General features: G+C 64.3%; 11 protein-coding genes. 4 read left to right on the top strand and 7 right to left on the bottom strand.

The features are described from left to right. Window positions 1-49 precede the first annotated feature (49 nt). From HHL22_RS13310 to HHL22_RS13290, 5 genes are all read right to left on the bottom strand, one after another. Window positions 50-502, bottom strand: coding sequence for a cytochrome c maturation protein CcmE domain-containing protein (locus tag HHL22_RS13310; protein ID WP_169531848.1), 453 nt, complete (start codon window positions 500-502; stop codon window positions 50-52). Window positions 503-608: 106 nt separating this feature from the next. Next, a complete protein-coding gene (locus HHL22_RS13305; protein ID WP_169531847.1) occupies window positions 609-866 on the bottom strand; it encodes a CcmD family protein in 258 nt (85 codons plus the stop codon). After that, entirely contained in the window at window positions 835-1,515 is a 681-nt protein-coding gene (ccsA, locus tag HHL22_RS13300) for a cytochrome c biogenesis protein CcsA (protein WP_169531846.1), read from the bottom strand. Before ccsA ends, HHL22_RS13305 begins: the two co-directional genes overlap by 32 nt. Before the next feature lie 27 nt (window positions 1,516-1,542). Continuing rightward, window positions 1,543-2,202: a methyltransferase domain-containing protein gene (locus HHL22_RS13295; protein ID WP_169531845.1), complete on the bottom strand. Its 660-nt coding sequence runs from the start codon at window positions 2,200-2,202 to the stop codon at window positions 1,543-1,545. Between the two features lie 131 nt (window positions 2,203-2,333). Continuing rightward, entirely contained in the window at window positions 2,334-3,011 is a 678-nt protein-coding gene (locus HHL22_RS13290) for a heme exporter protein CcmB (protein ID WP_317172662.1), read from the bottom strand. 428 nt (window positions 3,012-3,439) lie between these two features. Here HHL22_RS13290 and HHL22_RS24490 point away from each other — a divergent pair, with 428 nt between their 5' ends. Next, window positions 3,440-3,748, top strand: a complete 309-nt coding sequence (locus HHL22_RS24490) for a DUF6252 family protein (protein WP_394354461.1) — start codon at window positions 3,440-3,442, stop codon at window positions 3,746-3,748. 82 nt (window positions 3,749-3,830) lie between these two features. Here HHL22_RS24490 and HHL22_RS13285 read toward each other — a convergent pair whose 3' ends face one another. Both HHL22_RS13285 and HHL22_RS13280 read right to left on the bottom strand, forming a co-directional pair. After that, window positions 3,831-7,199: a TolB-like translocation protein gene (locus HHL22_RS13285; protein WP_169531844.1), complete on the bottom strand. Its 3,369-nt coding sequence runs from the start codon at window positions 7,197-7,199 to the stop codon at window positions 3,831-3,833. Between the two features lie 196 nt (window positions 7,200-7,395). Further along, complete coding sequence (locus tag HHL22_RS13280; protein WP_169531843.1) at window positions 7,396-8,517, bottom strand: NAD(P)/FAD-dependent oxidoreductase; 1,122 nt, start codon at window positions 8,515-8,517, stop codon at window positions 7,396-7,398. 168 nt (window positions 8,518-8,685) lie between these two features. On the opposite strand from HHL22_RS13280, the gene HHL22_RS13275 reads away from it, so the two are divergent. Genes HHL22_RS13275 through HHL22_RS13265 form a run of 3 tightly spaced genes read left to right on the top strand, consistent with a single transcriptional unit; the run spans window position 8,686 to window position 11,315 of the window. Then, a complete protein-coding gene (locus HHL22_RS13275; RefSeq protein WP_169531842.1) occupies window positions 8,686-9,330 on the top strand; it encodes an MBL fold metallo-hydrolase in 645 nt (214 codons plus the stop codon). Between the two features lie 23 nt (window positions 9,331-9,353). After that, window positions 9,354-10,544, top strand: coding sequence for a carboxypeptidase-like regulatory domain-containing protein (locus tag HHL22_RS13270; protein WP_169531841.1), 1,191 nt, complete (start codon window positions 9,354-9,356; stop codon window positions 10,542-10,544). A 12-nt stretch (window positions 10,545-10,556) separates the two neighbouring features. After that, a complete protein-coding gene (locus HHL22_RS13265; protein ID WP_169531840.1) occupies window positions 10,557-11,315 on the top strand; it encodes a CDP-alcohol phosphatidyltransferase family protein in 759 nt (252 codons plus the stop codon). The last annotated feature ends 9 nt before the right edge of the window (window positions 11,316-11,324 follow it).

Raw genomic sequence — 11,324 nt, 5'->3', positions numbered from 1 at the left:
CTTACGGAGCGAGAGCCGGGCACTTTTAGTAGCTGGCGGGGCCTAGGGGCTAGCGGCGGCCGCTGGTGGTCATGGCTGTGGCGGGCGGGCCGGTTTTGCCCAGGTCCTTCTCCACGTATTTGCTGGGGCACTTGGTCAGAATCTGGTCGGCTTCGAACACGCCGTTTTTCATGGCGCCCACGATAACTACCTGCTCCGACTTGTCCATGTCCTGGGGCTTGGGGTTGCGGTACACCACGCGCTGGGCCACCTGCAGGGTATCTACCAGGATGAAGGCGAAGTAGTTGGGGTTCACCATCGGGTCGTACTCCAGGCCGGTGGGGCGGTTGGTGGCGTCGCGCGGTAGGGTACCTACCACGTGCACCTTAGCCGGGTTGCCGGCCGCCGCTTGCGCGCGGGCAATGCTGAAGGTGGAATACGTGCTGGCATCGGACATGGTGCTGATGATGATGCCCACCGCCGCCGCAATAACGACCAGCAGAAAGATGTGTGACTTTTTCATAAGATTCCTAGGGCCCTGATAACGCCGTAAAGGTACAAAAGGTGGCCGGGAAGGCTAGGAAAAAGAACGTCATGCTCATCTGGCGTCCGCCTTTTTCATTGGGTTACTACTCCCCTACTTCCTTCTCCAGGCGGCTCACTTTGCGGTCGAGGCGCACGAGGTAGAATAGCAGGCCGCTCACGATGATGACGACCACCAGCACCACCACGTAGATTTTACCGCTCTGGCGCAGGGCATCGGCCATCTCGGGTCGGTCGGGGCTAGGGGTAGTGGTTTGGGCCAGGGACCCAAAAGCCGCTAGTAGCAGCGGCAGCAGCAAGGCCAGCGCGCGGCTAGGCAGTTTGCTTATCCAGTTGTTTTTCATATACTTTCTCTTTAACAAAAGCCAGGCGGCAGCTTACTTCCGTTATCCACACGGCCAACAGCGTCCAGCCAATCACGGCCGGGTAAAACACAAGGCGCATGTGGCTGTCGAGGTCGTACTTCGAGAAGCCGGGGTTGCCACCCATGCCGGGGTGCAGCGAGGCCGAGGCCACCCGCGGCACGATGAATAGCAGCGGGATAGCCACCGCGAAGGCGAAGATGTTGTAGATGGCCGAAAGGCGGGCGCGCTGCTGCTCGTCTTGCACCGAGCCGCGCAGCACCAGGTAGGCCAGGTAGATGAGCATGGTAATGGCCGCGCAGTTGAGCTTCACGTCAGTCGTCCACCAGGTGCCCCAGGTGTAGCGCGCCCACAGGCTACCCGTGAGCAGCCCCAGCACGCCCAGCAGCACGCCCGTCTTGGCCGACTCATGGGCCAGGATGTCGAGCCGGGAGCTAGGATTGCGCAGGTAGCGCAGCGAGTTCACGACCGAGGCGGCCAGCACGATGGTCATGCCAAACCACATGGGCACGTGGAAGTAGAGGTTGCGCTCGGTTTCGTTGAGGATGGCCAGGCGCGGCACCTGCCCCAAAAAGCCCATCACGGCCGTGTAGAGCAGCAGCGCAATAGCCAGGTATTTCCACCACTTCATAGCAAATTGTGGGTTATGAGTCAGGGATTATGAATTAGGAGTTGGGGCGGACGGCGTGGCGGCTACAATGCCGTAGAGCGGGTCACCATACTTGGGGCGGTGGGCAAACACCTCGGCGGGCTCGAAGCCAGCCTCGGCAAAGTAGTGCTGCACCAGGCGCACGTGGCCGCCGTCGTCGAGGGTTTGCCAGGCGTAGATGGCCTTGTCGGGAAAGCAGCGGTTGGAGAACGTGACCACCAGCGGCGCGCCCGGCCGGAGCACCCGCGCCAGCTCCCGGAACACCGCCACGGGTTGGGTGAGGTATTGCACCGACACGCAGATACCGGCCCCGTCAAACTCGTGGTCGCCGTAGGGCAGCGCGGGCTGCTGGTTGAGGTCCTGCACCCGGCGCTCGGTGAGGCGCGGGTTGTGGGCTAGCTCGTTCATGTTCATCCCTAGGCCCGCCACGCGGCCGTAGGCTACCTCGGGCGGCAGGTGGCTTACCCAGCTACTCATCAGGTCGAGCACGGCCCCGCCGGCCGGCAAAAACTGCCGGTAGAGCTGGGTAACGGCCGCCACGGCCGTCGGGTCGATGTGCGTGACGAGACGCTCGAAGCGGTAGAACTCCGCGTCGGGGGCGCTGTCGCGGCGCAAGAAAGCTTGCGGTGGCAGCGAAAGCGGAGAGGCAGAATTGGGAGCGTTACTCATTGGGTTAATGTGGAAATGTGAAGATATGCTAATATGAAAATGAAGAGCAAAACAGGCGGACGCTAGATGAGCATGACCGCCTGTTTTGCTCTTCATTTTCATATTAGCATATCTTCACATTTATAAAAATCTTAGCTGCGCCACAGAAAGGGGAATAGTAGGTAAGACACCGCCACCACAATTAAGTTCAGGGCCAGCAGCGCCACGATGGGGCCCTGGCTGGCGTCGCGGGCTAGCCCGTCGAGGGCGTTTTTGCTGACCTTGATGAGCAGCAGCAGCACCGGCACCAGCACCGGCAGCCCCAGCACCGCCAGCAGCGTGCCGCCCCCCGCTTGCCCGGCCCGCGCCGCAATGCCCGCCACCAGCGTGAGCGAGGTAGCCAGGCTAAGCGCCCCTAGGGCAATGCTGGCCACGTAAAGCGGCTCGTCCTGCACGGGGTTGCCCAGCAGCAGGCTATACAGCAGCAGCGCCGGCAGCGCCAAAGCCAGCAGCAGCAGAAAGTTGTAGGCGATTTTGGCCAGGATAACGGCCTCGGGGCGCGCCACGGTGTAGTAGTAGAGCCGCAGCCCGGCCGACTCCTGGGCCAACCCGCGCCCCGCCGCCCCCAGGGCCGCAAATAGCAGAATAACCCAGAAAAGCGCGTTCCAGGCCGGGGCGGGCGGCGCGCCCCCGCGAAAGCTGAAGCTGAGGTAACTCACGTAGACCGTGCCGCCCACGTAGAGCAGCAGGCCCCCCAGGGCCGTGCGCTGCCGCCATTCCAGGCGCAGGTCCTTCAGCAGCAGCAACCAGATTTCAGCGAGTAGCGACACGCCCGCAAAGATACGGCCGGGGCCCTAGGGGCGGGTGGCTGCGTAACGTAAGCTGCGGAGCGGGCGGCCAGGGCCCTAGGGTACCGGGCGGGTGGTTTTAGGCTGGCAAAGGCCCGTGGGTGGCGCCGGTCTAAAGTCAGGTAGCCGCGCATTTCGGTTTGCGGTGGCGGGAGCTGGGCCGGAGGTTTGTGGACTTTCCTTTTTCAGTTATGAAACGACTTATCCTACTGGGCCTGGCCGCTGGATTGCTAACGCAGTGCCGGAAGAATAACCCTGACCCAGTGAGTGCCTTACCACCCGAAACGCAGACCGGCGCCAACACCTTTGGTTGCTTGGTTAATGGGTAAGCTTGGACACCACGGGGCTCTAATGGCACCTCAAACTACAGCGTAGTTTATGACTCTGGAGTACAGAATGGGCAACTTGATATCCAAACGTATCGCTATCCAGATGCTTCCAATAATATTCAGAGCATTGCATTGGCTTCTAATGATGTACGCAAAACGGGAAGCTATTCTTTAAGTAATTCGCAAAGAAGTCTTGCTAGCTATACAGATTATAAAAGGTGTCGATGGACTACCGGCGATAGTGCCACTACTTACCGTCGAGGCACACTAACAATCACTCGTTTGGATTTAAAAGCTGGTATTGTTTCGGGCACATTCAATTTCACCCTTTACAAACCGGGCTGCGACACCATTTGTGTCACGCAAGGGCGTTTCGACAAGCGTCTCTAGCCCCCTTCAAAAGTAAAGCGCCAGTTCGGGGAAGCCCGGGCTTCCCCGAACTGGCGATGGCTTGCTGTTAGCTTAGCTTTTCCTAGAAATCGTGGCCTAGGGTGAAGTAGGATTTGGGACCGGTGGTAACGTAGTTTTCCTGGGCCCAGGCGATGTCGTACTTCACGTAGAAGCCCAGCACGGTAGTGCGCACGCCCGCCCCGTAGCCGTAGAGGATGGCGTTGCTGAAGTTGGTGACCGTGCCCGAGAAGGGGTTGCCATTGCCGCCAAACTTCACCGTGTTATTGGAGTTGTCTTCGCCGAAGGGGTTGGTGCCCGAGTAGGCGGTGCCCGCGTCGAAGAAGCCGATGAACTGCAGGTTGCGGAAGAAGCCCGAGTAGATGGGCCGGTGCGCGAAGTACTGCACGATGGGGAAGCGCAACTCACTGTTGAGCAGTACGTAGCGCGGGCCCACGCGCTTGCTCAGGTCGAAGCCGCGCAGGTTGGTCACGAACTGCTGGTAGAAGATGTTGGTGGGGTCGGGCAGGGCCTGGCCGGTGGGCGTCAGCAGCTGCGAGTCGCTGTACTTCTGGCCAATCCAGTTGTCCATGCCCCCCAGGCGGAAGGTTTGCGGGGCGGTGGTGCCCTGGTTGGGCCCGAAAAACTGGCCGTAGCTGACGCGGTTGGCCCACACCAGCGAGCGGTGCAGCTTCTGGTAATGGCGCAGGTCAATGTAGAGCTTGCCGAAGCTGTTGGCCTGGGTTTTTACGTCGCGCATCTGCTCCACGCCCACCTTCATGCGGGTGCCCAGCAGCATGTTCTCGCCGGTGGAGAGCGAGTTGTCAAACACCAGCTCGGCGTTGTAGCCTAAGTAGTTGCGGTTCAGGTCGAAGTCCGTGATGGCGCTGCCCGTGAGCGTGCGCGAGATGTTGTCGTAGCGCGGCCCGGCCCGCAAGCTCAGGTTGTGGGTGAGGGGGTAGGTGGCGGTGGGCGAGAAGCTGTGGCGGCCGTAGCGCACCTGCTCGCCCCCTAGGGCCCCGTTCACGGTGCTGGCATCGAAGAAGTAGGCTTGCTTGCGGTAAGCCAGCGACCAGTCGAGGCGGTGCGTCACGTTGGTGTAAATGAGGCTGATGTTGCTGGTGCGCAAGTCGAGCTGCCCGAAAATGCTGGCCTGGATGCGCTGGTTTTCGAGCGCGTCCGACAGGTTGGCTTGCAGCGACAGCCCAAAGCCCAGCAGCGGGTCCACGGCCACGCCGGTGGTCAGGTTGTCGGCCAGGAAGCGCGTGTCGTAGCGGTAGGGCCCGGTGACGGCGGTGGGGCCGGTGCGGGCCGGGGTGCGACTGGTGCTGGCAATAGGGCTGCGGCGGGGCCGGGTGGGCGCCACCTCGTCCTCGTCTTCCTCAAACTGGTAGTTGCCGGTGTTCACGGTGCCCGCGCGGCGTTTGAGGGCAGCGGCGGCCGGCGTGGCGGTGCGCGCCGTGTCGGCCCCGGCGCCAGTGCTGCTGCCGCCGCTGGCGGCCGTGGGGGCGGCGCCAGCGGCCGCCGGCGCGGCCGGCTTGATGGGCGCCGGCGCCGAGCGCGACTCCAGGATGCGCTGGCGCGAGGTTTTGCCCACTGGCAGGCCCGTGGGCAGCTCGTACTGCGGGTAGAGGTAGAGCAGGTCGCGGGCTTGCACCTGCGCCACAAACCCTAGGCCCTTGGTGGCAGCGTTATAGTCAAAGTCTTGAATGTTAGAGGCGAAGTTGCTGGCCGGCTGGCGCTCGCCGGTTTTGCGCGAGTAGCGGTACAGGCTCCGGATGCCGCTTTCCTCGCTGAGGTACAGCACCTCGTCGTCGGAAATAAAGCGCGGGCGCGTCTCGTTCGAGATGGTGCTCACCAGCGGCGTTATCGGCAATTCGCGCCCGTCGAGGTGGTACACGAACAGGTCGTAGTTGTTCACCACGTTGTTGAAGGTGGCCGGCCGGGCGCGTCCCGCCGAGTCGAGGTAGCGGTTCGAGCTGAACACGATTTCCTGGCCGTTGGGTGAGAACACCGCCTGTTGGTCGTCAAACAAATCGTTAGTGAGGCGCTCGGGCTGCCGGCTGCCGGCGCGCAGCAGGTACAGGTCGTTTTGGCCGTTGGCAATGGCCGAGAACACCAGCGCCTTGCCATCGGGCGAGTAGCTCATGTCGAGCACCTGGTCGAAAGCGGCGAAGATGGTGACGGGCGCGTGCAGCTGAAAGGTGCGGCGCAGGCGGCCGCTGAGGTCGAGCCCTAGGGCCTCGCGCACGCGCAGCGCCATGCGGCCGTGCACCAACTCGCCTACGGCCAGCTGGGCGTTGTTGCGCCAGGTCAGCACCGGCAGGCGGGTTTCCAGGGTTTGGTCGGGAGTGCGGTAGCCGCCGTGCAGGATGGTGCGCGGGTGGCGGCCGGCGCGGTCGGTTACCACCACGCGGTAGCGGCCCTGGTCGTTGACGGCGTAGGCCAGGTGCTGGCCGTCGGGGCTAAACACGGGCTGCGAAAATAGGTCGAGCCCGCGGCGGTTGCGGCTGCTGAGGCGGTTCTTGTCGTTGGGCGCCGTGAGCGTGGCCATCGTGCCGCCGGTGTTGATGTTGCGGTAGTAGTTGACCCAATCGCGCAAAAACACCTTGTAGGGCACATTCAGCGACGAGGCGATGCCCACTTCCACGTCGCGGGTAATACGCGTGAGGTTCAGCACGTTCTGCACCGTGCCGTAGCCGTAGCGCTCGGCGATGTAGTTCCAGATGCTGTGGCCCGCCAGCCGGGGGCTGCGCAAAAAGAAGGGCGCCGTGCGGTTGCCGGTGGGGTACTGGCGCACCATGTCGCGCATGTAGGCGTCCATGTCCACGCTCCAGCCCTCGGAGGCGTAGGCCGCCGCGCCGCTCACAAACCACTCGGGCAGTTGCAGCAGGTAGTTGCTTTGCAGCACCTCGCGCAGCGAGCCGCCGTACAGCATATCATTGAGCAGCACCTGGGTTAGCTGGTAGCTCAGCTCGCGCTTGAAGTCGGTTTCGCGGCCCGTGAAGGCGATTTCCACCCGCGTTTGGCGGGCCAGCTGGGCGTTGGCCGCGTTTTGCGAGTTGGGCGAGGGCAGGCCGATGTTGCTCTGGCGCAAGTCACCCACCGAGTTGTAAATCATGAGCGTGGTTTTGCTGTAGGGGAAGTACCCCACCAGCGCCGTGATGCGCTGCAACTCCTGCTCGGCGTACTCGGCCACGCGGCGGGCGCTGGCCTGGCCCCCGGCGTAGAAGTACACGTTAAAATTCTGGGTCGAGTACTCGGCCCAGTCGAAATCCTTGTACTGAATGCGGACCCGGCCAAAGGGCTCCTGGGCGGTTTGGGCGCGGGCGGGGGCGGCCAGCCCGAGCAGCAGGCTCAGCAGCCCGCCTAACAGGGCCAGCGCCTGGCCCCGGCCAGGGTGCCCGGCAGGCCGGCAGCCCCGGTTTCTTGCAGAGAATATATGTACTGCCACTCGCGGTAGGGGTAAAGAAGTGCGGAAGTAAAGATGAGCAAACAAGGTGAAAATAAGTTGAAAACGCCAGCCCACCGGGCTCTAAGCTACGCCGTAGCCCTAGGGCCGCGCTCAGCGCAAAGGCTTTGCCGCCGGGCCGGGCGGGCCAGCCAGTGGCCGGGGCGCCCGGCCAGCGCTCGGGGGGCCTACTACTAACTCATTGCGGGGCAGTTTCAGTATTCGGAGTTGCGGGATAAAGATGGGCATAGCGCGCCACATCGGCCTCGGGCCAGAGGGCGCCGGCGCCGGCCAGGTGGTCGGCCAGCAGGGCGGCCAGGCGCGGGGCCAGGCTCACGCCCTTCGAGCCAAAGCCGCCGAACAAACTCAGCCAGGGCAGCCGCGGGTGGCAACCCAGTAGTGGGCGGCGGTCGCGCACGGCGGGCCGCACCCCGCGCCGCTCGCCCAGTACCGCGAAGGGCAGCGCCGTGAGGCCCGCTAGCCGCCCAGTTAGCTCGCGCTCGTCGTCGTTGCCGGGCCCTAGGGTAGCCTCGGGCGCGAAGGGTGGCCAGCGGTAGGTGGCGCCTACCCGAAACTGCCCCTCGGCCGCGCCTGGCACCACGTAGGCGCCCCGGTTGAGCACCTGCGCGCCGCTGAGGCCCGGCACCGCCACGTCGAGCACCGCGCCCCGATTGGGCGTGAGGGGCAGCCAGCCAAAGTGCGGGCAGGTGAGCGCCGCCGCGCCCTGGCAGCACACCACCCGCGCGGCCCGCACCCCGCCCGGCGCGTAGGCCACGCCGCCTGCGGGCTCGGCAACGAGCGCCTGCCAGTTAAAAGTTTCTTCGCGCAGCCAGCCCGCCGCCTGCCCCTGCCGGGCCAGGGCGGCCAGCAGCGGCTCGGTGCGCACGTGGCCGCCGCCGCGCAGCCAGGCGCCGCCGTGGGGTGCCAGCAAACCGGGCAGCTCCAGGGGCCTAGGGTCGATTTCGGCCACGAAGCCCTGCCAGGGGTCGGCGCCGCTGGCCGCACGGGTTAGCAGCTGCTGCTGCTCTTCCAGCGAGCCGAACACCTTGAGAATGGGCGCTTCCTGCAAATAGGTTTCGCCCAGCTCGGCCCCTAGGGCGCGGTAAAAAGCCAGGGCGGTGGGCAGCGTGTCGTGGGCGCGCCAGGTGAGGGCAAAGCGCTTGCCAGCCACCGGGTTCATGAGGCCGGCGGCCACCCGCGAGGCGGCGTCGGGCCGGGGCTCGTCGTAGATGAGCACGCGGTGGCCGCGGCGGCGCAGCTCGCAGCCCAGCACCGCCCCGGCAATGCCGTGGCCCACCAGTAGGTAATCGTAAGAGGTCATGGGTGGTTGCGTATGGCTTGCGTACGAAGGAACGTCACGCCGGGCTTGTCGAGGAATCTCGCTCGCGCCGCCAGCGAATCGGTTGGGCTTTATGTAACGAAGCGAGTGAGATTCCTCGACAAGCGCAGCATGCCGTTCTTTGTTAGCGAAATACTAGAATTGGCCCCCATGCTCCGCGTCGTCCCGTTTACCTTCAACGCCTTTGGCGAGAATACCTACCTGCTCATCGACGAGGCCACCCGCGCCACGGCCCTCGTGGACCCCGGCATGTACGCCCGCGACGAGCAGGAAACGCTACGCCGCTACGTCGAGGATAACAACCTGGCGGTGAAGTATATCCTGCTCACCCACGCCCATATCGACCACGTGCTGGGCAATGCCTTTGCGTTGCGCACCTACCCCGGCACGCCGCTGCTGCTGCACGCCCAAGACTGGCCCGTGCTGCGCGCCGTGGGCAGCTACGCCGGGCCCTACGGCTTTGCCCAGTACGAGCCCACCGAGCCCACCGGCGAGCTGACGCCCGGCCAGACTATCGAGCTGGGCGAGAGCCGCTTGGAGGTGCGCTTTGCCCCCGGCCACGCGCCGGGCCACGTGGTGCTCTACGACCAGGCCGGCGGGCAGGTAATTGGGGGCGACGTGCTGTTTAAGGGCAGCATCGGGCGCACCGACCTGCCGGGCGGCAACCACCAGCAGCTCATCCAAAGCATTGAGCGCGAGCTACTGACGCTGCCCGACGCCACGGTGGTATACCCCGGCCACGGCCCCGCCACCACCGTGGGGGCCGAGCGGCGCTCGAATCCGTTTTTGCAGTGAGTAGCTTGCGGGCAAAAAACGTAATGAAACACGCCGTCCTTCTGGTACTGCTGGCCCTAGGGCCGCTGGCCGCCCGCGCCCAGGCGCAGCTCAGCGGCCGGGTGCTCGACGGCAGCACCCGCCAGCCGGTGCCCTACGCCAGCGTGGTAGTGCCCGGCACCTCCCTGGGCACCACCGCCAACGCCGAGGGCGAGTTTGTGCTGCGCGTGCCCCAGCTGCCGGCTAAGGTGTTGGCCTTCAGCCTCGGCTACGGGCGCGACTCGGCCACGGTGGCGCAGCCCGGCGCGGCGCTAGTGCTGGGCTTGGCACCCGCGCCCATCGCGCTGCCCGCCGCCGAGCCGGCCGGCTACGCGGCTGAGCTGGTGCAGCGGGCTTTTCGGGAAATGCAGCGCACGCAAGGGCGGCAGCTCTACGGCCAAGCGTTTTACCGCCAGCTCACCAGCCTCGACCAGCAGCCATCGCAGCTGCTGGAAATGCTGTGGCAGGTGCGCGCCAGCAGCGCCGGCCCCGAGGGTACGGCGCTTAGCCAAGGTCGCTTTGCCGAGAAAAAGGGGGTGCTAATTAGCTTCCCCGATTTTTCGTCGTTCAGCAAAAGCCTGCATCTGTACTCGCCCACTCAGGACAGCACCAGCCAGGCCCGCGTGCTCAGCCCCCAGCCCACGGCGCAGTACACGCTGCGCCTGCTGGGCATCAGCCAAAGCAACGGGCACAGCCTGGCTGAGGTGGAGTTTGTGGGCAAGCCAGCGTTTAATCCGCAGCACGTACAAGGCATCCTGACTATCGACACCGACACCTACCAGCTGCTGCGATTCCGGGCGGGCATCGACGCGGTTCTCAAATCTAATAACCCAACTTTTAAGATGAAAGGTGGGCGGATGAGCTACGACCTAGTGTTTAGCCCTGGGGCCGGCGGGACCATTCCCGACCACCTTACTACTACCCTGACCCACACCATCGGCCGGCTGCTCAAGCCCGACCTGCGCGTGCAAGTGGTCGGCTACACGTACTTCTACGATTGGCAGCCCACTACCCCCGCCGCCGTAGCCTACGAGCCAGCCAACGGCAAACTCAAAGACCTCGATGCCATCAAGCAAAAGCCCTACGATGCCGCCTACTGGCGCGATAATCCGGTGGTGAAGCGCACGCCGCTAGAAGAAGAAACCATCAAGTCGTTCGAGCAGCAAAAGGCTTTCGGCACGATGCTCAACAAATAACCCCCTAGGCCCTTGAAACGACATCTTCCCAACGCCCTCACCTGCCTCAACCTGCTCTGCGGCTGCCTGGCGCTCACCTTTATTTTTCAAGGCAGCCTGGTAACAGCCGCTTACTTCGTGGGCCTAGGGGCAGTGGCCGACTTCTTCGACGGGCTGGTAGCGCGGGCCCTGCGCGTGTCATCGCCCATCGGCAAGGACCTGGATTCGCTGGCTGACATGGTATCGTTTGGAGTAGTGCCGGGGGCTATTATGTTTAAGCTGCTGCAAAAAACATTGCCGCCGCCGACATTTGGCTATTTAGAGATGTTCAGCGCAAAGTCGTTTTTCATTCCGTTTTGCGGCTTCCTCATCACCATCTTCTCGGCCCTGCGCCTGGCTAAGTTCAACAACGACACGCGGCAGACGACTTCCTTCATTGGGCTGCCCACGCCGGCCTGCACGCTGGTGGTGGCCTCGCTGCCGCTCATTCTGGCCGGCGACGAGTTTGGGCTGGCCGGCTTCATTCTGAATCCCTGGGTGCTGCTGGGGCTGACGGTGGTGCTGAGCGGGCTGCTGGTGGCCGAGCTGCCGCTGTTCGCGCTCAAGTTCAAGAACTTGCGCTGGCTGGGCAACCGGCGGCGCTTCCTGTTTGTGGTGCTGGCCCTAGGGCTGGTGGGCTGGCTGCGGGCGGCGGGCGTGCCGCTGGCGGTGCTGCTCTACGTGCTGCTAAGCGTGCCGGGCCGGGTGCGCAGCCGCGACCTGGCCGAGGCGGGCGCTGGCGGGCCGCAATAACTTCCGGGG

This window comes from Hymenobacter polaris (genome assembly GCF_012927305.1).
Lineage (GTDB): Bacteria > Bacteroidota > Bacteroidia > Cytophagales > Hymenobacteraceae > Hymenobacter > Hymenobacter polaris.
This window is presented reverse-complemented; position numbering and strand designations above follow the sequence as displayed.

Coding starts and splice junctions, on each gene's coding strand:
- HHL22_RS13280 (WP_169531843.1), bottom strand. CDS start 8,517: ATGACCTCTTACGATTACCTACTGGTGGGCCACGGCATTGCCGGGGCG.
- HHL22_RS13270 (WP_169531841.1), top strand. CDS start 9,354: ATGAAACACGCCGTCCTTCTGGTACTGCTGGCCCTAGGGCCGCTGGCC.
- HHL22_RS13275 (WP_169531842.1), top strand. CDS start 8,686: ATGCTCCGCGTCGTCCCGTTTACCTTCAACGCCTTTGGCGAGAATACC.
- HHL22_RS13310 (WP_169531848.1), bottom strand. CDS start 502: ATGAAAAAGTCACACATCTTTCTGCTGGTCGTTATTGCGGCGGCGGTG.
- HHL22_RS13305 (WP_169531847.1), bottom strand. CDS start 866: ATGAAAAACAACTGGATAAGCAAACTGCCTAGCCGCGCGCTGGCCTTG.
- ccsA (WP_169531846.1), bottom strand. CDS start 1,515: ATGAAGTGGTGGAAATACCTGGCTATTGCGCTGCTGCTCTACACGGCC.
- HHL22_RS13295 (WP_169531845.1), bottom strand. CDS start 2,202: ATGAGTAACGCTCCCAATTCTGCCTCTCCGCTTTCGCTGCCACCGCAA.